This window comes from Pseudarthrobacter sp. S3 (assembly GCF_050156905.1).
Classification (GTDB): Bacteria; Actinomycetota; Actinomycetes; order Actinomycetales; family Micrococcaceae; genus Arthrobacter.
In genome coordinates this window covers 2371548-2398522 of sequence record NZ_CP189583.1, presented here as the reverse complement: position 1 = coordinate 2398522, position 26975 = coordinate 2371548, and the positions used below count along the sequence as shown (strand labels likewise).

At 62.5% G+C, this 26975-nt stretch carries 19 protein-coding genes; 9 read left to right on the top strand and 10 right to left on the bottom strand.

Going from position 1 to position 26975, the window contains the following annotated elements:
• Nucleotides 1-29 precede the first annotated feature (29 nt).
• From ACQCSV_RS11470 to ACQCSV_RS11455, 4 genes are read left to right on the top strand one after another with little or no spacing between them, the layout of a single operon-like run.
• A complete protein-coding gene (locus ACQCSV_RS11470) occupies nucleotides 30-770 on the top strand; it encodes a hypothetical protein (RefSeq protein ID WP_426938432.1) in 741 nt (246 codons plus the stop codon).
• Entirely contained in the window at nucleotides 677-2434 is a 1758-nt protein-coding gene (locus ACQCSV_RS11465) for a trypsin-like serine peptidase (protein ID WP_426938431.1), read from the top strand. Before ACQCSV_RS11470 ends, ACQCSV_RS11465 begins: the two co-directional genes overlap by 94 nt.
• Entirely contained in the window at nucleotides 2431-5535 is a 3105-nt protein-coding gene (locus ACQCSV_RS11460; protein ID WP_426938430.1) for an AAA family ATPase, read from the top strand. The genes ACQCSV_RS11465 and ACQCSV_RS11460 overlap by 4 nt, the downstream gene beginning before the upstream one ends.
• Entirely contained in the window at nucleotides 5532-7517 is a 1986-nt protein-coding gene (locus ACQCSV_RS11455; RefSeq protein ID WP_426938429.1) for a DNA/RNA non-specific endonuclease, read from the top strand. Before ACQCSV_RS11460 ends, ACQCSV_RS11455 begins: the two co-directional genes overlap by 4 nt.
• 6 nt (nucleotides 7518-7523) lie before the next feature.
• On the opposite strand, the gene ACQCSV_RS11450 is transcribed toward ACQCSV_RS11455, so the two are convergent.
• The 3 genes from ACQCSV_RS11450 to ACQCSV_RS11440 all read right to left on the bottom strand — a co-directional run bounded on the left by ACQCSV_RS11450 (nucleotide 7524) and on the right by ACQCSV_RS11440 (nucleotide 10246).
• Nucleotides 7524-8459, bottom strand: coding sequence for a hypothetical protein (locus ACQCSV_RS11450; protein ID WP_426938428.1), 936 nt, complete (start codon nucleotides 8457-8459; stop codon nucleotides 7524-7526).
• Between the two features lie 299 nt (nucleotides 8460-8758).
• The gene (locus ACQCSV_RS11445) at nucleotides 8759-9100 is read right to left on the bottom strand and encodes a hypothetical protein (RefSeq protein WP_426938427.1); all 342 of its coding nucleotides are present in this window, start codon (nucleotides 9098-9100) and stop codon (nucleotides 8759-8761) included.
• A gap of 36 nt (nucleotides 9101-9136) precedes the next feature.
• A complete protein-coding gene (locus ACQCSV_RS11440) occupies nucleotides 9137-10246 on the bottom strand; it encodes a zinc metalloprotease (protein WP_426938426.1) in 1110 nt (369 codons plus the stop codon).
• Nucleotides 10247-10635: 389 nt separating this feature from the next.
• Between ACQCSV_RS11440 and ACQCSV_RS11435 the strand changes: the two genes are divergently transcribed.
• A complete protein-coding gene (locus ACQCSV_RS11435) occupies nucleotides 10636-11517 on the top strand; it encodes an AfsR/SARP family transcriptional regulator (protein ID WP_426938425.1) in 882 nt (293 codons plus the stop codon).
• 549 nt (nucleotides 11518-12066) lie between these two features.
• Complete coding sequence (locus tag ACQCSV_RS11430; RefSeq protein ID WP_426938424.1) at nucleotides 12067-13710, top strand: esterase/lipase family protein; 1644 nt, start codon at nucleotides 12067-12069, stop codon at nucleotides 13708-13710.
• Nucleotides 13711-13755: 45 nt separating this feature from the next.
• Here the strand turns inward: ACQCSV_RS11430 and ACQCSV_RS11425 are convergent, their stop codons facing one another.
• The 6 genes from ACQCSV_RS11425 to ACQCSV_RS11400 form a co-directional block, all read right to left on the bottom strand.
• Nucleotides 13756-15390, bottom strand: a complete 1635-nt coding sequence (locus tag ACQCSV_RS11425; RefSeq protein WP_426938423.1) for a KAP family P-loop NTPase fold protein — start codon at nucleotides 15388-15390, stop codon at nucleotides 13756-13758.
• Between the two features lie 529 nt (nucleotides 15391-15919).
• A complete protein-coding gene (locus tag ACQCSV_RS11420; RefSeq protein ID WP_354154843.1) occupies nucleotides 15920-16297 on the bottom strand; it encodes a RidA family protein in 378 nt (125 codons plus the stop codon).
• Complete coding sequence (locus ACQCSV_RS11415; protein ID WP_354154842.1) at nucleotides 16294-17034, bottom strand: hypothetical protein; 741 nt, start codon at nucleotides 17032-17034, stop codon at nucleotides 16294-16296. Before ACQCSV_RS11415 ends, ACQCSV_RS11420 begins: the two co-directional genes overlap by 4 nt.
• Nucleotides 17034-18110 carry a membrane dipeptidase gene (locus ACQCSV_RS11410; RefSeq protein ID WP_354154841.1) on the bottom strand — a complete coding sequence of 359 codons (1077 nt, stop codon included), beginning with the start codon at nucleotides 18108-18110 and terminating at the stop codon, nucleotides 17034-17036. Before ACQCSV_RS11410 ends, ACQCSV_RS11415 begins: the two co-directional genes overlap by 1 nt.
• Nucleotides 18103-19845: a hypothetical protein gene (locus ACQCSV_RS11405; RefSeq protein ID WP_354223956.1), complete on the bottom strand. Its 1743-nt coding sequence runs from the start codon at nucleotides 19843-19845 to the stop codon at nucleotides 18103-18105. The genes ACQCSV_RS11410 and ACQCSV_RS11405 overlap by 8 nt, the downstream gene beginning before the upstream one ends.
• A complete protein-coding gene (locus ACQCSV_RS11400; protein ID WP_354154839.1) occupies nucleotides 19842-21317 on the bottom strand; it encodes an aldehyde dehydrogenase family protein in 1476 nt (491 codons plus the stop codon). Before ACQCSV_RS11400 ends, ACQCSV_RS11405 begins: the two co-directional genes overlap by 4 nt.
• A 129-nt stretch (nucleotides 21318-21446) precedes the next feature.
• Between ACQCSV_RS11400 and ACQCSV_RS11395 the strand changes: the two genes are divergently transcribed.
• Entirely contained in the window at nucleotides 21447-22322 is an 876-nt protein-coding gene (locus tag ACQCSV_RS11395) for a LysR family transcriptional regulator (protein ID WP_354154838.1), read from the top strand.
• 100 nt (nucleotides 22323-22422) lie between these two features.
• Here ACQCSV_RS11395 and ACQCSV_RS11390 read toward each other — a convergent pair whose 3' ends face one another.
• A complete protein-coding gene (locus ACQCSV_RS11390; RefSeq protein ID WP_426939558.1) occupies nucleotides 22423-23955 on the bottom strand; it encodes a BCCT family transporter in 1533 nt (510 codons plus the stop codon).
• 550 nt (nucleotides 23956-24505) lie between these two features.
• On the opposite strand from ACQCSV_RS11390, the gene ACQCSV_RS11385 reads away from it, so the two are divergent.
• Together ACQCSV_RS11385 and ACQCSV_RS11380 are read left to right on the top strand one after the other, a co-directional pair.
• Nucleotides 24506-24808, top strand: a complete 303-nt coding sequence (locus ACQCSV_RS11385) for a DUF427 domain-containing protein (protein ID WP_354154837.1) — start codon at nucleotides 24506-24508, stop codon at nucleotides 24806-24808.
• A gap of 287 nt (nucleotides 24809-25095) precedes the next feature.
• The gene (locus ACQCSV_RS11380) at nucleotides 25096-26943 is read left to right on the top strand and encodes a glycoside hydrolase family 15 protein (RefSeq protein ID WP_354154836.1); all 1848 of its coding nucleotides are present in this window, start codon (nucleotides 25096-25098) and stop codon (nucleotides 26941-26943) included.
• Nucleotides 26944-26975 lie beyond the last annotated feature (32 nt).

Genomic DNA, 26975 nt, shown 5'->3' with positions numbered 1-26975 from the left:
AAAACCAGGCAAATGAGACAGGAAATCCAATGACTGAAACCGCGCCTACGCTGAACCTTCTGGATCGACCGGAGATTCCCGAGGACGTCAAGATGCTGCTCAGGGTGATTCCGGGACAAGAACAGACCGAACAGGGTCCTCCTGAAACGGCGCCGGATGAAGGGCAAAGGACGGAGCCGTACTGTCCACCGTGGGCTACCTTCACCGACCCGGCTTCTGTTGAGTCATTCTCGGTGGAGGGGCAGCGATTCATCGCGCCTGCGGTGCACGAAGAGCCTAATCCCATGCTGTACCCGATGTGCACTGTCGGAATCGTCCATAACACGAACGGAAGCGTCACCGGGTACGACTACATCATCTGCAAGCTGTTCAACCCGCTGGGCAGGGCTCTGGGGTGGATGGGGGCGGCGTCGTTCGGCAACGAAGACGAGTACTACAACAAGCGGTTCGTCTCTTCCGGTTACCCTGGCACCTACGGTGACAGGCCCGCGGTGGAACTCGACATGGGTGTTCGCGACATCGACAACGACAGCCCCGGCAAAGAGATTGAATTCGCCCTGCGTGCTGATCTCGGTCCAGGGAGGGCTCGTGGACCTGGTCCGACACGGCCAAAGGAACTGGCCCGGGTGACCCAATATTGGAAGGAACGTCTTCGCATATCTGAGGAGTCACGCACGTGGATGAAGATGCGATCCTGGACACCATCCGTCATCATGGGGCAGAGGCGGCCGGCGCCCTCCTCGCGGTCCAGTCCGGAGACAGCCCGCTGACTGTCGAGGCGATCAATGTCGTGGCTGCCCGCGTGAATAAGGATCCAGCCAAGTTCTGGCTGGAACAACTTGAGGCCATGGGACTCGTGGCGTCATTCGTCGGTGCCCTTCGCGCCCGTGGCCTTCAGCTCGATGACAGCGTGCTGGACGATCCCGACGGCGTCATACCCACTGAGGAGCTGCGTCGGTTCCTCGCCCAGGCCCAGGCCTTCCGCTGCAGGGTACTTAAGAATAATCGTGTGGCCGGCAGCGGCGTGCTGGTTGGACCGAGCCTGGTCCTTACGTCCTGGCATGTCATCGCCGTCGCTGGACCGGGGAAACCGCAGGAACCCGCACCGAACTTGGAGGTCTTGCTTGCCGACAACATGAAGTTCGCCATCAAGGTCCCCACAATATTCCGGTCAGAGTGCGGCGATGCTGAGTATGAGAGCCGCGCACCCCTCAAGGACTCGGATGTCAATGACCGCCACGATGTAGCCCTGCTGCAGATGGTCCTGCCTGCTGCGACCCACCTCGGGCACATAAGACTTATGTCGCCCCCGCCCCTGCCCAGAAACAGGGGCCGCGTCGTCCTGATCCACTTCCCGGGTGGAACGGATCATGTCATCGACTTCGGCTTCGCGGCCAAGATCAGTAACGTCACAGCCCGATGGCGTCACAACGTCCCTACGGCAGGTGGCTCGTCAGGCGGAGCGTGCTTTGACAAAAACCTCCAGTTCATAGGGATACATCAAGGTGAGTTCGACGCCAGTGCACGATTTATCCCCGCCGGGAGCTTCATCAATTCGATTGTGGACCACGTCCGTAACGATGTAGCTCCACCGACGCTCTGGTCGCTGGATGGGACGGTCAGCGGACCTCTCGTCATCGGCCGCAACCAGTTCTTCCAAGCCATCGCCGAGGCCGGCCACGCCGCCGGTCGCGTCCGCGGCGTGCGGATCAAGCGGGCCGTAATCGAATCCACCTCGACGGGTCTCGGATTCAGCCACGACATCCTTCAACAACTCCTCGTCCGCCAAGGCCCCGAGCATTGCCTGGTCCGCATCATGCAGGATCAGATCGTGGATGACCTAATCGCAGACATCCGCCGCAGAGTGCGGCTCGGAGGACTGGACCTTCCCGAACCCCTTGCCGAACAAGCCAGCGCGGCAGCAGGTAAGGCGCCACCGGAAGCGGCTGCCAGGGAACGGGCAGAGAATCTTGCTGCAGCAATAGAAGCGGCAGCGGCCAAGGCAGGAAGGACAGTGTGGTTATTTATCGATAATCCCACGGTGCCATTGACGGAAGCTGCCCGCGTCACAATCGAAGGCCTCGTCGGCGCCTCCCTCACCAAACCCCGGCTGCGGCTCGTCATCGCAGGACTCGAGACGCTTACCCTTCCAGGACCCGAATTCGCAGGTTTGCCGGCCACTGAGACCGACCGCTCGCCCGGCCTCGTCGTCGAGTTCATCGGAGACTTCCGCCGCGCCGACATCCTCGATCTGCTCACCGTCGCATCGATGGATTTGACCGGCGCCGTCGAGGAGGGCCGGGTCGCGTACGCGACCGATCGTGCATTGTTTGACCTCCCTCACGTCAACGGTCTCTACGCTCAGGAACTGCTCGCTACCGTCAGCGAACGCCTTAGGGCCGACCTGCGACTCATCGCGGGCGGCGGCGGATGAGCATCGAAGAGGCCCGCCCATTCATCGAACGCGCCCGCAGGTTTGCTGCGCTCTCCGGTCCCTTCGACCCGGGAGCGCTGCTGAACATGCTCGGTGATGTCTCACCAGACGCCGCCCTGGCTGTCACCGTCAACCTGGCCAATGCGTGTGACACGAGCAAACCGAGCGGGTGGTTGATGCGCGGCACCGTGCGCCGTCGCGAACTTGCGGCGTTGGAATCCGGAGGGACCCTCGACTCGGAGATCCGTTTGCGGCGCCAATATCCGCGGGATCCCGCTACCGAGGCACTACTCGACGCCCTCGCGGGGGTGTCCCCCTACACTGGAGCAGGAATCACACACCTGCTGGAGCCACCGCTGGACCGTGACTCGCTCGCGCGTGTGGCCACGGCCCTTGATCGCGCTGGCCCGCAGGCCGCCGCGCACCAGGCACTGGCATCCGTCCGCTCTGCGCTGGGGCGTTTTGATGCGGACGCCCGTGCGCAGCTGATGCAGGACCGAGGTTTCTACGGCCGGCACGCCGAGATTGCGCAGGCTGAACGCTGGCTCAGCCGACCGTTCACAGATGGGCCGGTAGCCGCCCTTTACATCACCGGACTTCCCGGAATCGGGAAATCGACGCTCATCGACGAGACGGCCCGCCGCGCAGGCATCCAGGCCCCGCCGTGGCTGGTCGTCAGGCTCGACTTCGACCGTGGGGGACTGGACATTCAGGACCAGGTCGGTCTCACTGTAGAGATAAGCCGCCAGGTCGCGCTTGAGTCGGGTCCGACCACGTCGCCGCTTCGTCAAGCCCGCTTGGCAGCGGCGGGAGCCGGGTCGTCTCCGGACGGAAACACCAAGGGTTCCGGGCGCCAGCACATTCCCCAGGAACTGTCGCGGGTGCTCGGCGAGACCGTCCTCGTCGTCGGCCGCCCGGTCCTGCTGATCCTCGACACGGTTGAGGTGCTTCGGGGCCGGGGAGAGACGCACCCGCTTCGCCTGTTCGAGACTATCGACGAATTGTGCAGACAAGGGCTGCGCCCGCTGGCGGTCATCGCGGCCGGCCGGGGGCCAGCACTCGAGAGTGTGCCGGAACGAGTGGGCGAACGGATCGAGCTGGGCGGACTCGACGACGAGAACGCCGACCGCCTGCTCAGCCGCTACGACGCGGGGTCCGACATGTTCCAGCGCATACGTGAAGTATCCGATGGAATCCCGCTCCTGCTCCGGCTGGCTGCCTTGGCTGTCCGCCAGTCCGGACCGATGGCGCTAGAGGGCGTCTCGGGACAAGGGGACCTCGCGGCCGTCTATCTCTACCGCTTCCTGCTGTCCCGAACCGGTGATGAGAACCTGCGCCTACTCGCGCAGCCCGCCCTCCTGATACGCAGGATCAACGCCGACATCATCGCCGAGGTGCTGGCGCCGCACGTAGGGCTGGATGACATGCAGGCGCCCGATGCAGTCGCCGCTTTCGAGGCGCTGGCCAATCAGCGCTGGCTGGTTGAGCCTGACGCCGTGCCAGGCTGGGTCCGCCACCGGCCGGACGTGCGGGCCTCCTTGCTCGAACTGCTGTACAACGCCGGGGAACCTTCCGCAACGGTCGGCCTGAACCTGAGGGCCGCGAGATGGTTTGAGCGACGCCCCGAACCGTTCGCGCAGCTCGAGGCCGCCTACCACCGCCTTCAAGCGATGCGCTCGGGCGGACGGCCTCCTCGTATCGCACCGGAGGTACTTCAACAGCTTGACCGCCAATCCGTCTCGGAACTGCCCGCGGCCGCACAAGACCTCGTACGGGACTCCATCGGCCTGCGAACGTCGAAGTTCCGACGCGGCTCGAAATCTGCTCTCTCTGTGGACCACGAGGGTGCCGCCCGCGAACTCGAAGCGACCCTTGAGCGTGGGGATATCCGGGAAGCCGCCTATGTTTACGGGAGGTCCTTCGGCCAAAGCCCTGGTGACCCTCACTCACCGGCCTTAGACGTGGCCCGCTCCTTCTTGTGGCGCGCGGGCCGCTGGTCAGATGCCCTGCACGGGTTCGATCCGCACCGGTACTTCGATGGCCGCTTTCGCGAGAGGGCGCAGACTACTACCCTTGCCCACCTCGAGATGTGGGCCGAGTCGGGATTCGCAGCCCTCGAGAGTGCATTCACGGCGGACCCGGGGCTGGCTGAACTCGCCACCGAGCTGCGTGAACGGGGGTTGAACGGTTCGTTGGCCAACGGAGCCCTCGGGTTCGCACTGGTGCATACCGGCGCACCACAACTGCGCTCTTCATGGGGTGTCAGCGACCCCGTCGATGCCGCGGCCGTGGTTTGGTCGCCGACGACGACGTGGGTGTCCGGCGTGCCGTCACCGCAAGTGCTCGATTCGCTGGCGGTGCAGGCCAGCCGGTTCGCGGCGAACGTGACTTCACCGACCACCACGGTCAGGGAGACGAACATGCCGGTCCCAACGGCACCCGACCTTGCCACGCCGGCCGGGGCAGCACGTGTCCTCGCCAGTGCGACGCCCTACGGTCCGGTCACAGAGACGATGCAGCAGCTGGATCCGGGCGATGCCATGCTCCGTCATCTCGCGCGCACGGACTTTGAGCTGGCCGAGGCCGGCGGCCTGCCGCCCAGCGGTGCGGGGGACTGGAGCATCGCTCCTGCGCCTTCCCCGGGCGGGTCAATCCAGAACCTTGCCGCGCTCGGTCTGCTCGCCGAGTGGCTAGGGGCAGCCGCCGTCGCGCTCCGTCGTCCAGACCTCCGGCTGCTCGCTCGAAGTTCCGAACGATGGCGCCGTACGGCAGCGGGCCAATGGGCCTATCCATCACGGCTGACCAGCCACCCTCCGTCTTGGACGCGACGCCCGGACGAAACAATGGTGGACCGTATCGCCCAGCTCGACTCGGAAGAGGCCTGCCTCGAACAAATCCGGATCTGGTCAGGCGCAGTGAACCTTGGGAAAGCGCGGGAAGAGTTTCAACGCCTGCGCCGGCGCTACCCGGCCGCCGATCGAGAGGCGCGACGCTCGGCGCCGGACGATGCCGCGGCGGCTCTGCTTGCGCACCATGTCCCTTCTGCATTCGTGCCACCCATGGCGGTTCTCTATTCGTTCGAAAGGAAATGGTCACTATGACAACGGCGCAACAGCGGCTGCAGGAATCCCCAAAGCTGAGGGCCGCCCTCGAAAAGCAGGTCGCCGGCGGCCTCCTCGCACGAATGGGGCTCACTAACCTCGCGGTAACCGGCCTTGGCAGCCACCCGGCCAGAAGCACGGCCGACCAACTCGAAAACGTCAGCTCCATGGACGACCTCGAAGCGATTGTGCAGCGCGTGGGCCGTCCACCCCTGCTGATCAAGAACAACCAAGTGGTCCTCGGCGCGGGGCAGGACGACAGCCTGGACGATTTCCCGCCCGGAACGGACGCCCGCATCCGCGGCACCGAGAAGACCATCCCATCGGTCGGCCGGGTTGAGTTCACCAATTTCCGCATGGCCTGGGGCGGAACAGGCTGGGTCATTGCGGCGGAAGGCGCGGATCGTATCGTGGTCACCAACCGTCATGTGGCCGCGCTCGTGGCGCGGCGCACGGCCGACGGGCAGGGGATCTTCATGCGCGACCCATCCCAGATCCGCTATGGAGCGTCGCTCGACTTCAACGAGGAGTTCGGCAGCATCGCCAGCGAGGCGACGCCGTTCACTGTCGTCGACGTCCCCTACCTCGCCGACACAACGTCTCCCGATGTGGCGTTCCTGCGGATCACGGGAAAGAACTTGCCATCACCGTTGGCGCTCGCGGACAGTGATGCCGCCGTCGGCGACCTCGTTGCACTCGTTGGCTACCCTGCGTATGACGACCGCAATGACGCCTCTGACATGGCGAGGTATTTCCGCGATCTGTACGACGTTAAGCGATATGCGCCCGGGAAGATCCTGCAGGCCCTGGCGCCCGGGGTTGCCTTGCGTTACGACTGCACCAGCCTCGGGGGCAACTCAGGTTCGCCGCTGATCCGCCTGGTGGACGGCAAGGTGGTGGGCCTGCACTACTCCGGAATTTTTGGGCGCTTCAACAGCGCGGTGGGGGTTGGGACGCTGCGGGACCTGCTCGACGGCAGGCGTCCCATTTTGATCACTGCCGCCGACGCGGGGACTGCCGAGGCACGCCGGGACGGAATCCATAACCCAACAGACCTTGCCGGTCGCGCCGGCTACGATCCCCATTTTTTGGGTACAGGTGACCTCGCGGCTCCGTGGCCGGTCGTATCGAGTACCCTCGCCGCCGATCTGGCAACGCCGAGCGACGAACTCCCGAGCCAGCCGTCCGAGATCCGTTACACACACTTCGGGGTGAAGTTCTCCCGCAGCCGCCGCCAGCCGGCAATGACGGCGGTCAACATCGACGGGCTGCATCACGTTGCTATCAAGCGCGGGGACGATAGATGGTTCCAGGACGGGCGGATCCCCCTCACCATCCAGCTTCGCAAGGAGGATTACGCCCACCCGGACATTGACCGCGGTCACTTGGTCCGGCGCGAGGATCCGAACTGGGACGATACACCGCCGGCAGGCGGCCCCGGGGAGGAAGCGAACGGGCTCGCCCGGAGGGCCAACGACGACACTTTCCACTATACGAACGCCGCCGTCCAGCACGGGGACTTCAATTCCAGTTCCCAGCTTTGGCTCGGACTTGAAAATTACATCCTGACGAGCGTCAAGACGCACGGCTTTAAGGCGTGCGTCTTCACGGGGCCGGTGATGCGGGAAGACGACCAACAGATCGCACCGGGCGTGATCGCGCCACGGGAGTTCTGGAAGCTAGTGGTCATGGAGGCCTCCGGGACGCGCGCGCTGCATGCGACGGCCTACGTGATCAGCCAAGGAGAAATGATGCGGGAGTTGCTCGAACGTCGCGCGCGGACGGAGGCCGTGGAGGGATTCGTCCTTGGCGCGTACCGCACGTTCCAAATCGCGATCGCCAACCTCGCCGAATCGACCGGACACGACTTCTCCCGGTATGTGCCGTTTGATCCGTTAGGAGCGGTGACCGCTCAAGAGGAAGCAGCCCACATAGAGCCGCGCTACCTCCCGCTGGACGCAGTCCACCAAATAGTGTTGTGACCCTGCTCAGTCGGCGACTGCCGAGTGGGCTGTAAGGAGTTCTACGAGCCGATCGTTGAACACGGAGGTGGAGTTACGCTGGCTTTCCGAATTGACGATCTCCAGTCCACGAAGCGACTGCTCAGCCATCTTGGCTACCTCTTCGGCGGCCTCCGGGTAGAGCAAATGAAGCCCCCGTTTGTCGCCCGTCGACAGATCATTGCCGGGGCCTGCGGGAGCGCAAGCGCTGGGACTCGACTTGTAGAAGAACGGAGCGAAGCGATAGAGCATCACCGAAGAGGAATCGAATTCGCCCATCACCGAATTTGGGTCATTCGTTGTGCGAAGGTTGTGGTCCACCTTGGCCTTCGACCACCTGTTGGGCGGTCCGGCGAGGTAGGTGTAGATACCTGGCCTTTTTCCTGCAACATCGGGGACGAACACGCCCCTTGGGTCGGTCGTCGGTACGTATCCGGGGTCGTTTTCCCAGCGGAAGTCCGCCTCGCAGGGGCCGCGGAAGTTCTGGTGTTCGTGCTTGAACGCCAGAGCGTGCATGAACTCGTGCCGGACGGTTCCCTCCCAACCCTGGGGCTTGGACACCTTATAGCCGCCCAGGTTCAGGCTTCGCTGATTCGCCATGCCGCCGATCGGCCCACCGGACGGGTCTATCGTGGTGTCAGTGCTGTCGGTGCCCACCAGCGACCAGTAGCCGTTCGTGTCGAAGCTCACTCTGATCTCAGCCTTCAGCTGGGTATCGCTCAGCGTCCATCGTCTGTACGTTCCGTCGTCGAACCCGAAATCTAGTGTGAGATTCATGGCGGCGGAAATTTGTTCTGTCGCTGTTGCCACATCGGCGTGGAGTGCGGAGTCTCCATCGAGGAACGCGACCCGCACCACCGATCCCACCGGCCACCTCTGCAGATCTGCAACTATGAACTCAAGAGCTTCGATGTTCTCTGCCAATTCCCGACGCCAGGCATCCCGGACTTCAAGGGCAGCCACCACCCCGTCCGGAAGCGCTTCGAGTGTCTCGCCCAGCCTGTTAGTGCTAGGATCGAGGCCCTCGCTGAGGCGGTCAGCTGCGCTATCTTTGGCTACCGCTGTGCGTCCATCCTGTGGTCCAGCCATCATGCACCATCCGCTTCCTGGTTGAGTCTTCGCATCTTTAAGGGCGTTGAATCGTATCCGCCTCCGGCCGCATTATGATCCTGGAGGCGTTACGGAGCCGTTACTGCACTGTGCAGTACGGATCGGACAACATCTCAGTTTCCGGCGGCCGGTGCGTCGTTGTACTTCTCAACCATCAGCTTGTCCGGTGCCCACGACTGGATCCGGCGGGGGAAGGAACCGCCCGCAGCCGTGGCAATCGTAATTTGTGCCTGGCCGTTTCCGATATCCTCCCAGCGGCCAGGGGTGGACTGTCCGCGGTCGTCAGGGCTGCTTCCATGCCAGATGCAGGTGCCGTCCGCCCGCAACTCAAGTGCGTCCCGCCAACGAGCCGGGCGTAAGGGGTAGTCTCGGGGGCGGAAGACCATCGATGAGGGAGTGTCTTCCTCGTGACAGTGCAGCCAGATACCGGTGATTTCAGCTGAGGGACCGGTCATGGCTCTCACCGCCCGGCTGGAGTCATCATCAACCCATCATCCACCCGTAGTGTTGACGCTGTCACTGTTGAGCGCGTCCCGGATGCCATTCAGCATCAACATCGCGTTGTGGTTGTCTTGGCGGAGCCGTTCGACTTCGTGCCGGAGACGGAGCAACTCCCCGTCCCCGTGGGACGTAGGCGAAGCAGCCGCGGCCAGGAAGGAAGCCCGGGCACCCTCCAGGCATGCGTCCATCCGCCTCGACTGGCCCTTGGTGAACATGAACATGGCAACGTCGTCGGTATAGTCCATGTAGTTCATGAACATGTTGCCGTTGGGTCCGTTGCTGCAGCTGATTTGCGGGAACGTCGGACTATTGAAGGTGGCGTCGGCCTGGTTGGGCGTGTCCTCCACCATGTCGCTGCCACTGCAGGAGCCGCGGTCGTCGCCCCAGATGTGCCGCAGGTCCAACCAGTGACCGATCTCGTGGGTAGCGGTCCGGCCGAGGTCGAAGGGAGTTTGGGCCGTTCCACCCTTGCCGAAGCAGAAATTCGCGATGACAACACCGTCGGTAGTGGGCGGGCCCCCGGGGAATTGAGCGTAGCCGAGAATGACCCGGCCAATCCCGTCCCGGAGGTCGTTGCACACCCACACGTTGAGGTACTCGTCACTGGGCCAGGGGTCTGCGCCGCCGGTGGCCCTGGACTTGACGTCGTCCAGCTCAGTGGTGAAAAACGGCACCGTCGAGGCGGTCCGCGTAATGCCATCGGTCGGATTTCCGCCCGGATCTCGGGATGCGAGCCGGAACTCAATATTGCAGTCGGCCAGTCGGTCCGCCCAAACCGGCGGCACGCCGGACGCATCGGAGTTGTTGGCCCGGAAATCCTCGTTCAGCACCTCGACCTGGCGCTGAATCTGCTCCATACTCACGTTCTGGGCAGGAACAGCGGGATTGTGCACCACGTGGACGACGGCGGGAATGACAAGGACGCCGCTTCGGGCGACACCGCGTGTCTGGTCTTCGTATGCCAGGGCACGGTTATCAATCAGTGCCCGGCGTTCCTGGTAAGTGACGCTCACGTTCAGCAGCCGGCGGTGAACTTCCATCGTCCCGCACAATTCACGGCTGCGCGGCTCCGAGAGGTTCAGTTGGTTGATCTCATGCATCTTTGGCTCTCCTTCACCTGATGGGTCAGCAACATTGATGTGAGGCCGGTCTGAACGGTCAGCGAAGTGCCGCTCCGTCCTCAGTCTTGAGCATCGCGTGTTACCCGGGCGTTACTGCTTTCCCGAAGTGGCAGGCTCAGGCGCCCCGTCGCGGGGGACTGCTGATCCGCCGTCGGACTTTCAAGGGGGTGCGGTAATAGTCCGCTAACGCATCGGCCGGCGTTCACGAACCTATTTGCGTGAGCGGATTAGGCGTCGCCGGCATTGGATGTATATATCCAAACGGATTCCCGGCCGTTAGACACCTTTGGCGACCGCGGGACAACATCCATTTCCGTTGACTGGCTTGACGATGGTTTTTTCGGATAGTCAGCTCTCGACAATAAAAATTGGAAGCCAAGCATATTGACATTATCCAGCGTTTTGGGGATCCTCGTTTTACCTGCTCTAAACACTTCAGACCGAACCGGAATCAGGGTTCCATGGGCGACGACGGCTATGGAGAATTGAAATTGGATCTACTTGGGTCGTGGCGGCTTCGCCGGGGCGCGGTGGTCCTTCATGTTGCAACACGTCAGCAGCGCCTTATCGCGGCGCTGGCCATCCGGGGTCCGAGCCTCCGCAGTTATCTCGTTGGCCAGTTGTGGCCGGAGTATCCTGATGCCCGGGCGCTGGAGAGTCTGCGTGTGACTGTTCACCTAATTTCACGTCAGGTGCCCGATTTGATGGTCAATGCGGGCGCGATGCTGTCCCTGACCGATCACGTTGAGGTGGACCTGCATCGGATACGCGCCCGGATCCGTGCCCTGGGCCAGGCCGGGTTTGACGACGACGTTGCCTCCTCGTTGCATGAGTTGCGTGATGCGGAGGTGCTTCCGGGCTGGTATGAGGACTGGGTGATTTTTGAACAGAGCAGGCTGCGGCAAGATCGGCTTCGCGCTTTCACGGCAATTTCGCGTCTGTCACTCGCCCGGGGTAATTCTGAGGTGGCAGGGGCAGCGGCAGAAGCCGCGTTGGAGCTTGAGCCGCTATATGAGAAAGCGGTGGGGCTTCTCATCGCTGCGGAGATGCGGCAGGGCAATCCCGCCGCGGCGCTTAGCGCCTACGAACGGTACCGGGGGAAACTTGAGGAGGACATGGGTCTCCTGCCTTCCGATTCCGTCAAAAGTCTCCTAGCTGGCGCCCTTGACCGCCAAGCCCGGGCAAGGGAGGAGCGCCTACCGGCCAGCTTTTCCTGGCTGACCGGCGAGCCAGCCTTGCACCACTCGTAGGACCTCGTCGGGGTCAGCGGTGGACACCGCGCTTTGGGCAATACCCGGAGTTTGTCTGTAAGTTATTCTCGCCCGGAAACTCATAGTGTGACCGGACTCAAGCCATTTGCTGATGATTTGATCATGATAGCCATCCACTCCCCGTCTTTAACCTCATCCATTTGGAGCGTCCGGATTTTCAGGCACCCAAACCAATCCCTACCAGCCTGCGAGATGCCTGACCTGTTCAAAGTAGTCCACTTCTTCTGGCTGTTACGAACCTGCTGCAGAACTATCAGGAGTTGGCCTACCTTTGCGAAATAATGGCTCAAGATTCAGCTGAGCCGCTCGTGTCAATTTGCCACCACGCTGTGCAGTGTCTGCCTCATAACTGACTCCCAGCAGGCTGTTTCACATTTGAACCCAGTACAGCGTGACCTCGTTATTGCTGCGTTACGACCGTGAGCTGGAGACACGTCTTGTGCCAGGGTTCACGGTTCATTAACGCTGCCTCCACGGTCTGCCGGTAACGCCGCCGTAACGCCTCCATGATCAACTCACCACATAACCGTGCACCTCAGTGCTTCCTGGCAGGTGCATCCGTTTTTGGAAAAGGAATACAAGATGGGCTACCCGGGCGACGACGGCAGGCTCCCAGTGATTTATGTCCGGGGCTTCGCAGGCAGCGGATCGGCTATAAACAGCGCCGTGGACGATCCCTTTTATGGCTTCAGCCAGGGATCGGTACATGTCCGTGCTGACAGCAACGGAAGGGCGAAATTCCACCAGTTTGAATCCCCGATGCTGCGGCTGGTAACGGACCACAAATATGAGGTACCCGTTCACGGGGATCAGTGGACTTTCCTGAACAGCGTGGAAGCCGGCACTGTAAATTCGGCGTCCGTGTGGATCCATCGTTTTTATGATGGATCTGCAGATTCGTTTTCGGAAGAGCCGGAGAGTTTTTCATTCGAGAACGCCGCCCGCAGCCTGTTCAACCTGATCAAGCTGGTGTTGGAGAAGACGGGTGCGCCAAGGGTCTTTCTCGTTGCGCACTCCATGGGTGGGCTGATCTGTCGCTCACTCCTGCAGCGGGTCATCCCGGAAGCCCTCGCCGACGTAGGCGGGGAGATCGACCCAGCCGCCGGGAACAGGTATGTGGCAAGGGTGTTCACGTACGCCACGCCGCATGGGGGAATCCGCTTCGCAATAGGTTTCGGGATTTTTGAGCGCATCCGCGACGCCACAGGAATCCAGGGGACAGACGTCTTCGGCCCCGACCGGATGTATGACTACCTCACGCCGGCAGCATTGAGACGGGCGCGGACGCGCGACGACTTCAAACCGACAGAACTCCCAGATGACGGGTTTCCGGTGGACGAACTGTTCTGCTTGGTCGGTTCGAATCCAGAGGACTACGACGTGGCGTTCGGTCTGTCCTCTAAGGCGGTAGGAGCCCGCAGCGACGGCCTCGTCCAGATCGACAACGCCGCGGTTCGCGGGGCACCGCTGGCCGTGGTGCATCGCAGCCACAGCGGACGCTACGGCATCGTTAATTCAGAGGAGGGCTACCAGAACCTTCAGCGGTTCCTCTTCGGGGACCTCAAAATCCAGGTGGAGCTCGTGGGCTTTACTGTCGGCAGGGCCGCCCCACCCGAGGTTGAGTTCCAGCTCGACGTCGGACTGGCCATAAGGGGTCTACCCGTCCTGGTCCATGAGCAAAGCGCCGCCCACTTCTGTCCCGTCCAGATCGAGCACTGGAAAGAAGGGGACCCCATAGACTCACCCGTGCCGCTGCTGACGACCTTCCTTTCGTCGAAAGCACCCCGTCCGCGAGTGGGAGGCAGGGAAGTGCCCCGGTTGCGTCATGCGCTCAAACTTCGGCTGATGTCCATCACCGAAAAGGAAGGACATTTCTTCTTTGACGACCATATGGAACAGACCGAGGACTGGCAGGACACCCTGTTAGTTGACATCGAAGCGCCATCGGCAGGCCGGCCGCTGCCCAAAGCATGGGCCGCGTGGAACAGTACCATTCCTACCGCTCTCCGTGACTGGAACCCCGGCCACGATGATCAGCTGAAGGACACCGACAGCACACCCGAACGCTGGCAAGGACGCATCGACGTCCCAGAATTCGCTAAAGCCCTGCTTGGAGTCCACGCAGGCATCCGCCTCACCGTCACCCCACGGAAGCTCATCCTCTCAAAGTAGCTGGCGGGTTTGAGTGGGTGGCGGGTTCAAAACCCCGGGGGTTGGTCAGCGGCTAAAAGCCGATGCCTGCCTAATGTCGCGGAGTTCCGTTTGCATGGCGTCGATCGCCGCGCCCGCCGCTTTGCGCCAATCTTCGATTTGTTGGGATGTTGTCCCTTGGGGTGGACTATCGGAGCTGCCGGAAGGGGCAAGAATGTTGATCAGTTCATACAACCTGTCCAGAGGCCGGCTGCGGCGGTCCGGCGTCATTGTGTAGCTCGACAGCCGCCCAAGAGTGTCCTTCACCTGCACAGCGGTATCGCGGGCGCTTGCAGAGCCGAATATCAGGCCAGAGTCGAGGTCTCTGACATGCGCCCTTAGTAATCCGACGTCGCGCATTGCATCAGTAATCCATGGCGCAGTACTCCTGGTTGTTTCCATCAACGACAGGTAGCGTCCTAAATCGGGTGTATCCGATAGAGTCTGCGCCTCGCTGGACCGAAGGAAACTAGAGAATTCATGGGGTAATACTCCGACGTCGCGCCAAATGTCTTCGAAAGCGGTATCCTCACCTGATCGGAACCTCTTCAGCGTGTCGACGAATACGTCAGGTTCAGCCAGTACCACCTCTTCATAGATCTGCTCCCAGTCGCCGCGGAAGTCAATTGTCTGAAGTGCGAGCATTGTGTCGGGCTCCAGATCCGGGCGGACCATTCGGTTGAGCGTGTAGGCATTGATGTAGCGCTTGACTTCTCGGGGATTTATTCGGCCTTCTGTGGCTACATACCTCAGATATTTGCGTACCCGTACGTTGAGGTCGATCTGTTGCTCAGGAGCCAGCTTGCCGTGAACGATGAGCCATTGCAGAAGGTCGTCCAGCTGGCCAGCCATCAACGGGGGAAGTGTGTATGGGACTTGGAACATTTTCTTCAGATAGTCCCGCTCCAGCTGTCGATCAATGTTCAGTCCTCCAGGTTGCCCTGCGAACTTCGTCCTGACCGCCGATTCGACCACGCGTTCATCAAGCCCTACGACAAAGATGAAGCCTGGCATGTCGAAGAATAGCTTCATCGACTCCAAGACAGTTAGTGATTGCTGCGGGAGGCAGCGGTCGAGGTCATCGACAAACACGACAATCCGCGACAGCCCAGCTTCCCGCACGTCAGAAAAAGCCGACGTCAGCTGTTGAAAGGCTCCAAAGTAGAGGGACTGTGCGGTGGCGCCAATATCGTCAGGATGAGCCACGAACTCGTCTAGGGCTTTTCCCGGATCAAGGGACAACGTGGGTCCACTGGGAACGCCAATTTCAATTCTTGTCGAGCGAACGAGGGCCCTCACAACCTGCCCGATCTGCCGCGTAATTTCTCTCATTTTGGTTTGCTGCGCTGCGTGCTCCACCTGGGTTGCCCATTCAGCGAGAGATGACCTTATCGTGTCGAGGAGCGGAACGATGAGATGCGATTCGCGTTCATATCGCCATGCGTTAAATCGGACGATGATCGCAGTCTCATCTTGGGCAATGAGCTGTTCGATCTCATCCATAAGCGTGCTCTTACCAGAACCCCAGCCGCCGAAGATGCCAACGGCGAAACGAGGCTCACTGGTTTGAACGATCTGGGACAGTGCCTGCGCAATCTGAGTGAATCCGAGGGATGGATTCTTCGCGGGCACATCGAGGAGGATGTGGCCGACGTATGTCATCGCGACTCCATTGGTCAAGTGGAAGCGGAAATCGCCGGGGCCACGAAATTCAGCAGCGATTCTGAAATAGCAGCTACCCCAGCACGATCCCGGCCACTCCATCCTTGGGATAGGGGTCCTGCCACGTTGGCCGTCCAGCCTCCGTTGTTGATAGCCCCCAGGGCCAGAAGCGAGAGCGACGTCCCGCCTGAAGCGACGGAGCCGCGCGGTGCACCGGACGGCCCAGACGCGGCTGTTGTCCTGAGCATGACGTCCGCGGTTCTCCTACTGACGAAGGCTCCTGAGCTTACTTTCTACAGTGTTTGCTGACTCAATTCTGCTACCGCAGCGTTATCAGCGCGTTACAGGGCAACGAGGATTGCTGGACTGGCGATTTGACCAAGTCCTCCCGATGCGGTCACAAGACCGAACTGATCTTCGTCCCGCATGCCTGGACGCCGGTGGCCGTCCCACTGGCGGCCACCGGTCGATCACGACGGCGGGCTGTGGCACCTTTTGGCTTCAAAGGACACCGTTCCGGAATAGTGAGTTAAATAGCTGCTGCGACTGCGTCCATTTCAATGCGCTTTTCCCCACGGAACCGCGAAACCTCCACGGTGGTGCGTGGCGGGAGCACGCAATCGCCGAAACGCTCCAGATAAGCTGCGTTGTATTCATCAAATTCGTCCAAATCCGCAAGGAAGACTGTGATCTTCAGGATGCTGGATAGATTGGCCCCGGCATCAGCGAGGACCCTTTCCAAGTTGTCGAACACTACATTCACTTGGTCACGCAGGGACTTGGGAGTGGATCCGTCGGCCATGGTCGGAACCTGCCCACAGGCCCAGACGACTCCTCCAAACGTTGCCGATGCCGTGTAGGGGCGCGGTTTTCCGTCTTCGTGCCAACGACGCTGGATCCCGCTCATGCGTCAGCCACCAGGTAGCCGGCCGCCACGGTGCGGATTTCGGCCCAGGTTTCGGCGTTCACGAGTATTCCGGCATGGGCGGTCTCGGCTCGCTTCAGGTCCCGTTCGGCCGTTGTTGATACGACAAAGGTCCCCTCAGGGGCGGTATCGGCCGTATAGAAGCGCGAACCGTGTCCCGCCGCAGGGGCATCATGCGGTGCGGCTTGGCCCGCCGCGCTGAAACCAGTGCCCAGGTCTCCGGCAGGCGTGGCGAACGTGGTGCGGTTCGCATCGCCGGCGCTGCGGTGCACCACCGTGAAGCCTGAGCTCGCGGCGGCATTCAGCAGAGCCTCGTCAAGCAGATGCGAATCGTGTTCGACGCCGTTGCACAACACCTCGCTGCCGACTCCGGTGCTGGCCACATCAACCAGCAATACCCCGTGCACCAGCGCATCGCAGCGCGAACCGGAGTCCACCGCGAAGCTCTGCCCGGCGGGAGTCGTCGAGCGGATGTACGTCAATGCATCCAACGCCCACGATGCCTCCCGCAGCCACGAGGCCAGGGTCGCCAATCCGGTGCCATGGTGCACCTCGGCGAAAAGGACCTGCCGGGCTGCTGCCTGTGCCTCGGCATTGCTTGCTCCGCGGGCCATGAGCGCGCGGTATGCGGCCTCACGCACTTCCCGCATAGCCAGACGCACCACGGGCGCCGAACCGCTGGTTTCCATCGTTGCTACTTTCTCGGTCATAACGGTCATCAGATCTTCCTTCCGGGGAAAACATCGTCGAAGAGGCGCAGCCAGTTCTCACCAAGCACGCCGCGAATAGTTTTTTCGTCGAGTCCCACCTTGACCAGCCCATCGGTCAATCGGGGAAAATCCTCGGGTCCGACAAACCACTCGGGCCATTCGGGCCAAAGGGGCTTGTTGTCCCCCGGGGGCTGCCAGCGGCCATTGCGCAACCAGCCAACATAGTTCTCGTCCCAGTTGCGCGTGCAGTCACTGCCCAAACCAACCCGCTCGGGTCCCAGCTCATCAACGAGGCGAGCGATCATCTGGCAGAACTGGTCCAGGGTCGTTTTCTTCCCGCCAATGACAAGCGGGTAAAGGCAGCAGCCCAGCATTCCGCCCTTGTCGGTGACCGCACGGATGACTTCGTCGGGCTTGTTGCGCGGATTCTCCACAAACCAGGTGGGGTTCGAGTGGGTGATGGCCACCGGGGCAATCGAAGCCTCGACCGCATCCAGGGAGGTCCGGTTGCCCACATGTGAGAGGTCGATGAGCATGCCCACGCGGTTCATTTCCGACACGATGGTCCGACCGAACCGAGTCAGGCCGGAATCCTCGGGCTCATAGCAGGCTCCGCCGACCAGGTTTTGGATGTTGTAGGTCAGTTGGGCGATCTTCACTCCCAGCTTGTGGAAGACCTCCACCAGGCGGAAGTCATCCCCGAAGGAGCTCGTGTTCTGGAATCCCAGCAGCACCGCGACGCGCTCATCCAGTTTGGCCTGGCGAATATCCTGGCTATTCTGGGCCAGCACCATCAGGTCGGGATTCTGTACAGCGAGCTGATACCAGTCCCCGATGGCCTTGAGGGTATCGGCCGGGCCCTCCCAGACCGCGCAGGTGGCGTTGACTCCGCTGATGCCGCCGGCGCGCAGTTCCTCCAGGACGCCTCGGTCCCAATTGTTGATTTGCAGGCCGTCGACGATGGTGGCCGCGGCATGAAGGCCAGCGGCGTCCTGTCGGTTCCCCGGGTCCAACGCCGAATGGCTCTGGACCGTCTCAATTTGTGGCCCGTCGACGACAGTGGCCGGACCCTGGAAGTTAGACATGATCTGCCGCCTCCCGGGGCCGAAGGGTGAACATCCACGAATCATCGGCATCCCCGGACGCCAGGTCCGCGATGCGCGGCGCCCCGGCCATCAGGGTCACGCGCAGCCAGTCGGTGGACTGCGGGGTGTAATTCTCCATGCCGTAGACCGCGAGCTGGAATCGCTGGAGATTCAGCGGCAGGAATTCCGCATCCAACAGGTTGTCCCGCACCTCGCCATAGGTCAGCTTGCCGACGTTCTGCACACGGGCCACGGTCGCACGATGCCAGGGATGGGACAGCAGGAACTCGCCCACGCTCATCTCTTCATCAGTACCGGCCAAGTCCGCGCGTAGTTTCGCCACGGCCCGGGCAATATCCACGGGGTGTTGAACATTTTCTCCCGGGTCCGCTCCCAGCCGGGCGCGCCGGGGCTCCTCGTTGTCCACCGAGGAGAACCAGAAGTGCTGCTGCGCCGTCGGAGTGGAGAAGTCGAACGCCCCGGTCCAGGAGTATTCGTCATCGATTCCCCGGGCCAGACGGGCGCAGGTGTCACCCGGGGCGATGCGGCGGGACTCATCGCAGCGGAGCAGCGCTTCGACTTTCTCATCCAGATCGTCGCTGAGTTCGGTGAGCACGGAGGCCACCATGCCCCGGCAACCCGGTCCACGCAGGGCCGCCGCATCATGCAGTTCTTTCCAGATGTGGCTGGTTTCTTTCCCTGTGAAGCGCCCTGTGGTCGCCCACGACCGCAGCTCACCCAGTAGTTCTTCGAGCTGTACAGCCAACTCGGGGCCTGCCGCGAAGGGCGCGCTCTGAATGTCTGCCTGCTCGGCCAAATAGTCGATTGACTCGCTCAGTAGATCCATGACGCGCTGCACTGTTGCCTCTGTGGGTGCAACGGTGCGGGCGATGACCGAAGCCAAAGGGATCTCCCGCAGCAGCGCCCAGGCGTTGATGACCTCGGGGTGGTTGATGGCGTAGGGCACCATGCCCAATCCGGTGGCGTTGCCCATGCCCAGGTAGCGGCGCCAGGGCCCGCTGAGCCTTGCGGCCCGGGGGTTGCGGGCTGCGGCGCAGGCCTCCACCAAGTCGTAGCTGAATTCACGCATGAGCCAGGCGGTGACCATGTGTGCCCGGTAGGGAACCGCCAAAGGGTGGCCGTCCTCGAAACCTTCGTAGTCGGCCAGTCCGCATTTTCCGTTGCTGTAGAACGCCGTGCTGCGAATGATGTAGGGAGAGCCGCCAAACTTTTCGCTCTCGGGCTGCTCTCCGTCGGCCAAGCGGTCCGCGACGTATTCGAAAAATCGTTCGCTGCGGTTGGCGCGGGTCCAGATCAGGGATCCTTGCTCGGCGCGGCCGGCTTCCTGCAGCGGCACCTGGGCCCGCATCCGGGCCAGGCGATCCGCATCCACGCTTCCTTCAACCAGAGCAGCGGTGATGTCCCACGCCTTCGCGATCACCCGGTCGGTACGCTCTGACTCGCTCAGTCGTTGCGAGAATGCCACAAAGCTCCACAGGTGGGATTCCGCACGGACCTCATAGATTGCGTCGCCGCGGCCTTGGGCGTCGACATCAAAGTAGGTGCGTTCGATCTGCCAGCCGGCACGCACAGCGCGGCGGATCATCGAACGAATGAAGCTGTGCCGGGAGGCCCGGGCACCGCCCATGTCCACCGGATCCATCACGGTGTTTGAGGGACGCAACACAGATTCCGTGGTCATCTCAATGCCTTTGGTCAGTGCAGGCGTGCTCACGAGGCACGTCCCTGCGGTGCGACGCGTACGTAGGCTGTCTTGGTTTCGGTGAAGAAGTCCGCAGCAACATCGCTGTTTTGTTCGCGCGGGGCCGGGAAGGAGGAATCGCGAAGACCGCCAAACGGCGCATGGACCTCGGAACCGGTGGACGGTGCGTTGACCTTGATCAATCCGGCAACCACCTCGTTGAGGCAGCGGCGGATTGCGTGCTCGTCGCTGGTGAAGACCGATGCGGTCAAGCCGAACTCGGTGGCATTGGCCAAGGTGATGGCCTCGTCGAGGTCCTCAACGCGCATCAGCGTCACGATCGGGCCGAACACTTCTTCGTGGGTAATGGTCAAGGCGTCGGTTCCGGCGAGCAGCGTGGGCAGGACGTAGTGCCCCGGAGCGTCCGACTTCGAACCTTGGGCCAACACCGTTGCACCTTCGGCCTGGGCCTGGGACAGCGCGTCTTCAATGTCGCGTCGGGCACGGGCTGAGACCACCGGGCCCATGTCGGATGTTGCCTCGGTTCCCGGGCCTGAGACCAGCGCTTTAACCAGCGGCACCAGAGCCTCGACCAGACGGTCGTGGACATCTCCGACGGCGATAATCCGGCGGGTGGCAGTGCACTTCTGGCCGGTGCTGCTCATGGCTGCCGCGACTATGGCGGCCGCCGCACTGGCAACATCAGCATCCGGCATAACGATGGCGGCATTGTGCCCGCCAAGTTCCATCTGCAGCTTCGCACCACGGAGCACCACACGTTCGCGGATCTGGTGGCCCACCGGAACGGAACCCGTAAAGGTCACCGCGGCGATGCCCTCGTGTTCGACCAGGCGCGAACCCAGGGAGCCCGGGCCCAGGACCAGGTTAAGGACACCGGCGGGAACGCCGGCCTCAACGAGGATCTCGGCGAAGGCCAGGGCGACGGCGGGGGTATCGCTGGCCGGCTTCCAGACGACTGTGTTGCCCCACAGGAGCGCCGGTGCGATCTTCCAGGCCGGAATCTGGAGCGGGAAATTCCAGGGGGTGATGACCCCGACCACGCCCACCGGGCGGCGGATGGTACGGACCAATTCATCGGCATTGCCCGACGGGTAGGTGACGCCGTCGGCGCGGCGGGCCGAGCCGGCCTGGTAGTACAGGGTCTCCACGGTGGCACCGACTTCGCCGCGGGAGTCGGCCAGCGTCTTGCCCTGTTCGCGAGTCATCAGCACAGCAATGTCTTCGCCGCGCTCCTCCAGGAGCTGGGCAGCACGCCGCAGCACGCGTCCGCGGCCCAGGATTCCCACCCGGTCCCAGCCGGCCAGCGCGGCACGGCCAGATGCGACGGCTGCGTCCAGCGTTTGCGGGGTGGCTGTGGCGTAGCGGGCAACCAATTCTTCGGGGTCGGCGGGGTTGAAGCTGTGGGCTTCGGCTCCTGTTGCGCTGTCCCACTGGCCGTTGATGAGCTGCTTGAGTTCTAGGGTTTGGGTGGTTGTGGTGTTCACGGTGGGGTTCCTGCCTTCTAGCTGCGGTGTGCTGCGGTGTGTCGACTCTGTGATCCACGATACGTCGGCCGCTTATCATAGAGAAGTATTTATTGCCTATTGATTCATAAGTAGAGACACTTAGTGTTTATGGAACTGAGACAGCTTCGCTACTTCATCGCAGTCGCCGAAGAAATGCATTTCAACCGGGCAGCCGCCCGCCTTCACATCGCCCAACCGGCGCTGAGCCAGCAGATCCAACGCCTGGAAAGAAGCCTGAAAACCAAGCTCTTCGTCCGCACTACCCGATCGGTGGAGATCACCGATACGGGCCGCGTGCTCCTCGAGGCAGCCCGCCGGGTCATCTCAGAAGCGGAGCGCGCAGAAAGCCAAGTGGAATTGGCCACCCGTGGCAGCACGGGGCTCCTCCGGGTTGGATTTGTCAGCTCCGCTGCCCTCTTCCTGTTGCCGGGAATGGTCAACCGCTTGCATGAGCAGTGGCCGCAGGTGCAGTTCCAGCTCCAGGAAAACACCACCGAACGGCAAATTCAGGCGGTGTTGGAGGGCCAACTGGATGTCGGAATCGTTCGGGAAATCGAGCCCATCGAAGGAATTCACGTCACCGCACTGAGACGTGAGCCGTTGATCGTTGCGGTGCCGCAATCCCATCCACTGGCCGAGCGGACCAGCGTCCCATTGAAGGACCTCGCAGGGCAGGATTTCGTGGTTTTCCCGCGCCATCAGGTCTCGCGGCTTTACGACCTGATTTCCGCCCTGTGCATCCAGGCCGGGTTTCACATCCGGGTCGCCCAGGAAGCCATCCAGTTCCCCACCATCCTGGGCCTCGTGGCGGCCCGCACTGGAATCGCCATTGTCCCGGAGTCGCTGCGTGCGCTGCAGATCCCCGGCGTGGCCTATCTGAACCTGTCCGATGAGGCGGCCTATTCACGCGTATCGCTGATTTGCGCCGAGGGCCGACAGGATTCGGCGCTTGTGGAACGGTTCATGGAAGCCGGTGGTGTGTAAGACCGCCACACGGCAGGACGGCGGCCGGCGAAAGGGCCCCCGGCATGATGCCGAGGGCCCATCGCAGGCTCTTCAGGAAAGGTCGTATCGGGTTTCGCAGTTAGGGCCGCACCCCACGTGGCTGCCGGTCAAGGACTCCCTCCTCCAGTGCCATGCGTTGGACGAACACCGGGGCCGCGAACAAGGACGGCAGGATGATGAAGCCCACGGGAACTGCGGTGATGACGATGAAGGATTGCAGCGCGCTGATCCCGCCGTCGCCTATGGAGATCAGCACCGCGGCTGCCACGCCCATGATCACAGCCCAGGCGGCGCGCAGCTTCGTCGATGGCTCGCCCTCAATGGTGCACGATTGGGCAATGCTGAAGGACATGGAGTCCGCCGTGGTGGCCACAAACATGATGGTGAGGACCAGGAACGCCGTCGCAATAATTCCAGAGAAGGGCAACTGCTCGGCAATGGTCATCACCACGGCCGGCAGGCCGTCGCTGGCCAGCGGCCCGGAAATGGAACCAGGATTCTGCTGCTCGAACATAATGCCGGTGCCACCGAGGACAGTGAACCAGAAGCAAGTGACGATCGGTGGCAGGACCGCCGTAAACAGGATGAGTTCACGGACTGTGCGGCCGCGGGAAATGGTGGCCACGAAGATGGCCATCAGCGGTGCATAGCCCAGGAACCAGGCGAAGAAGAAGACCGTCCAGCCCGAGACCCACCCCTGGTCCGCCTGATAAAGCGAGGTGCCCACGAAGTTCTGCAGGTACACGCCGAAGCCGCCGACGAAGGACTTGAAGATGTAGGCGGCCGAGCCCAGTACCAACACGGCGGCCATGAGGCCCAGTGCCAGCCAGACATTGAGTCGGCTCATCAGCTGGATGCCTTTGCTCAGGCCGGAGGAGACCGAGAGGGCAGCCAGGCCGGTGAGCACCGCGATGACGATCAGCTGCGTGCCGTAGTTGTTGGGAACCCCGAACAGCCGCGAAAGTCCGTACGAGACCTGGAGTCCCAGGAAACCGATCGGACCGACAGTACCGGCCACCACGGCAATGATGCACACCACGTCCGCCACGGTGCCGATCCAGCTTTTGAGCACCTTGCGCCCCATGACCGGGTAAAGCAGCGTGCGCGGCCGCAACGGCATGCCCTTGGATACGGCGTGGGTCATGACAATGGCACCGAGCGAACCCAAAATGGCCCAAGCCAGGAAGCCCCAGTGCACAAAAGTCTGCCCCAGCGCGATATTTGCTGCGTCGGTCGGATCGCCACTGGGCTCACCGAAATACGGCGGACTGGAGATATAGTGTGAAATCGGCTCCGCGGCGGCCCAGAAGACTCCGCCGCCGGCGAGGAGGGTGCACATAATCATGGCAACCCACTTGAAGCGACCGTAGTCCGGGGAAACGGGTCCCCCAAGCCGGGCCTTCGCGTAAGGGGTCAACGCCAGCGCAATGGAGCACAGAAGGGTTGCCAGCAACAGTGCTTGCCAGTAGAAGCCGACCCACTTGGCGGAGAAGGCGAAGCCCTCGTTGATTGCGGCGGAAGACTCTTTCGGGAATATCAGGCTGGCGAGCACGAAAATGGCCAAGATCCCGAGGCTCGCAATGGTGACCTTGCGATCTGCGACGGGCGCGATCCCTTCTTTGGGGGCGCTCTAAGGATGTTCCGTGGCGATTAGAGGCTCGCCGTCTTCATGTTTCAGTGGGGCGATTCGGGTATTCATCGGGATCGACAACTCTCCTGTTAGCTGTATCACGCGCAATGCGTCTAACTGAGAGTAATTTCACATCATTTACCGGGCCCAAGACTTAGTTGATCATCATTGATAACCTACTGATATAGATGCTCCTGATGAACTATATACTCTGACCGGCCTGTCTCGAGCCGCGGCCCACGCGGGCGAACACCATGTCGCCTCCGCTCTCGGGACGTCTGCAAGCTCGCCGCCGTGAACACCGACCGCGTGCTCCACGGCTCGGGCCATATGGGAACTTGCCGCCGTTGTGCTTCCTGCGATCATGCTGCACGACATCGGCTGGTCCCAGGTGCCGCCGTCGGACGTCCGATTCCGGAGGCCACCGGCTAACGCACGGATCATCTCTTATGTGTCCCGGATCGCAGAACTCGGACGAGGGTCGCACCTAGAATCGTGGGGACAACGATTTCACCACGAAAGGGTCGCCCTCATGAAGGCAGTACTTAACGGCATCGTGCTTGCGGACGCACCCCGGGACGAGCTGATCAAGATAGAGGGAAACTGGTACTTCCCGCCCAAAAGCGTCGACTCAGCACTGCTTATTGCCAGTGCAACACCGTACACCTGCGGGTGGAAAGGGAGGTGCCAGTACTTCAGTATCAGCGACGGCGCGAACCTGCTGCCGGACCGCGCTTTTAGCTACCCAGACCCGTATCCCGCGTCTCTGGAGCGGGTGGGCCGGGATTACAGCAACTACGTCGCCTTCTGGAGAGAAATCCAAATCACCGAATAGCAGACGTGCCTGTCGGTCTCACCGACCTGGCAGCGTCCGCCCGCGGCTGGCTCCACAGGTCCGGAAACCAGGGATTCATCAAACTCGTCGAAGACGCCGATCACGGGGTTCTGGTGGGTGCGATATTTGCCAGGCCCGCCGGGGGAGAGGTGCTCGGCCCTGGCTCTTGCCGTCCACGCCGGGATTCCGGTCTGCACACTGCGGCGGATGATCTACGCTTATCCGACCTTCCACCGCGCCATTGAAGACGCACTGGACCGTTTCGAGTGAATCAGGCAGGTGTCCCGATGACCAGTGAGCCCATCGCCAACTACGCCATGCTTTCCGATTGCCGCTCTGCCGCGCTCGTGAGCGCCGCAGGTTCCGTGGACTGGCTGTGTTTCCCCCGTTTTGATAGCCCCTCGGTGTTCGGGCGGATCCTGGGCGAGGACGCGGGTTATTGGGCGATCCGGCCCGCGGGCCCGCACACTTCGAAGCGGAGGTACCTCGGGCCGACGATGGTGTTGGAAACACTCCACACCACAGCAAGCGGGACCGTGAAAGTCACCGACGCCCTGGTGCTGGGAGACGGGAACCGGGGCCACGAACTCGGCGCCGGGGCTCCAGGCACGATTCTGCGGCAGGTGGACTGTGTCGATGGCGAAGTCGAGATGGAGGTGGTCTTCGCGCCGCGGCCGGACTACGGCCTCGTCCGGCCGCTCCTTGAGGACACCGCCGGCGGAATCCTCGTCCACGGCGGGGCCGACATGCTGGCCTTCTCCACCCCGGTCCCCTTCGAACTCGATGATGGCCAAGCGCGTGCGAAGCCAGTTCTCCAGGCCGGAGACGTTCTGGGATTCGCGCTTCACCACCGCAACGCAGGGCCGGTACCGCCGGTGTTCTGGAGCCAGCCGGACATTGCGCGCCGGCTTGTGGACACACTGGAGGGCTGGGGCAGCTGGTCCCGGATGCATCAGAGCTACGACGGACCCTGGCATGACCTGGTCGCTTCCAGCGGCAGAATCCTGCAGGCACTGACTTTCTATCCGACCGGGGCGATCGTCGCAGCCCCGACGACCTCCCTGCCCGAGGTGGTCGGCGGCACCCGGAACTGGGACTACCGGTACACCTGGATCCGGGACGCCAGCATGACCCTGCAGGCCCTGTGGGTGGCCGCCTGCCCGGATGAGGCCGGAAAGTTTTTCCAGTTCCTCGCAACCGCGGCCGCTGGCCGGCTGAGCAGCGGGGACGAACTGCAGATCATGTACGGCGTCGGCGGGGAACGCGACCTGTCCGAACGCGAACTGGCCCACCTTCCGGGCTGGCGCGACAGCGCCCCCGTCCGGGTGGGCAACGGCGCTTGGGACCAGCGCCAGCTCGATGTCTACGGCGAACTCCTCGACGCCGCAGCGACCCTCCCGGAGTATCTGAATGATCTGGACCCCGGGACGCGGCAGTTCCTTGCCGACGCGGCCGACGCGGCAGCATCTCGCTGGCAGTCCATGGACCAGGGCATCTGGGAGGTCCGCGGCGCTCCCCGGCACTACCTTCACTCAAAGCTGATGTGCTGGGTGGCCGTGGACCGGGCCATCGGCCTCGCCGGGGTCCTGAGCGCCGAAGACCGGGTTCCCCGCTGGGAACAGACCCGGGCACAGCTCGCCGACTCGATCCGGATGAACGGCTGGAACGAAACAGCCAACGCCTACACTCAGGCCTACGGCTCCGAAGACCTCGACGCGTCGGTCCTGATGCTCTCCATCGTGGGGTTCGTGCCCGCCGATGATCCCCGGATGCTCGCGACGATCGATGCCATCGAAGAACGGCTCACCGACAGCCGGGGCCTGGTGTACAGGTACCAGGGCGACGACGGGCTCGCCGGGGAGGAAGGTACATTCTTGCTGTGCACGTTCTGGCTGGCCCATGCCCTGGCCCTGGCCGGACAGCCCCGGCGCGCCCGGGCCGTCTTCGAACGGGCTGCGGGATTCGCCACGGAACTGGGACTGCTGGCCGAAGAGGTTGCCCCGGACAGCAACGAGCTGCTCGGCAACTTTCCGCAGGCCTTCAGCCATATCGGCCTCGTCAATGCCGCCTGGGCCATCCGCACCGCCGAGGACAAAACCCGGGCCCCTGCCGCCGTCGGGGGTAACGCCCCGTGACGGGTTCTCTCCCGCGCAGCAGACGCAGGGCC

Excerpts from the sequence above, each read along its gene's own strand:
- ACQCSV_RS11395 (WP_354154838.1), top strand. The coding sequence starts at position 21,447 with ATGGAACTGAGACAGCTTCGCTACTTCATCGCAGTCGCCGAAGAAATG.
- ACQCSV_RS11440 (WP_426938426.1), bottom strand. The coding sequence starts at position 10,246 with ATGCATGAGATCAACCAACTGAACCTCTCGGAGCCGCGCAGCCGTGAA.
- ACQCSV_RS11445 (WP_426938427.1), bottom strand. The coding sequence starts at position 9,100 with ATGACCGGTCCCTCAGCTGAAATCACCGGTATCTGGCTGCACTGTCAC.
- ACQCSV_RS11455 (WP_426938429.1), top strand. The coding sequence starts at position 5,532 with ATGACAACGGCGCAACAGCGGCTGCAGGAATCCCCAAAGCTGAGGGCC.
- ACQCSV_RS11410 (WP_354154841.1), bottom strand. The coding sequence starts at position 18,110 with ATGTCTAACTTCCAGGGTCCGGCCACTGTCGTCGACGGGCCACAAATT.
- ACQCSV_RS11385 (WP_354154837.1), top strand. The coding sequence starts at position 24,506 with ATGAAGGCAGTACTTAACGGCATCGTGCTTGCGGACGCACCCCGGGAC.
- ACQCSV_RS11415 (WP_354154842.1), bottom strand. The coding sequence starts at position 17,034 with ATGACCGTTATGACCGAGAAAGTAGCAACGATGGAAACCAGCGGTTCG.
- ACQCSV_RS11380 (WP_354154836.1), top strand. The coding sequence starts at position 25,096 with ATGACCAGTGAGCCCATCGCCAACTACGCCATGCTTTCCGATTGCCGC.
- ACQCSV_RS11425 (WP_426938423.1), bottom strand. The coding sequence starts at position 15,390 with ATGACATACGTCGGCCACATCCTCCTCGATGTGCCCGCGAAGAATCCA.
- ACQCSV_RS11460 (WP_426938430.1), top strand. The coding sequence starts at position 2,431 with ATGAGCATCGAAGAGGCCCGCCCATTCATCGAACGCGCCCGCAGGTTT.
- ACQCSV_RS11470 (WP_426938432.1), top strand. The coding sequence starts at position 30 with ATGACTGAAACCGCGCCTACGCTGAACCTTCTGGATCGACCGGAGATT.
- ACQCSV_RS11420 (WP_354154843.1), bottom strand. The coding sequence starts at position 16,297 with ATGAGCGGGATCCAGCGTCGTTGGCACGAAGACGGAAAACCGCGCCCC.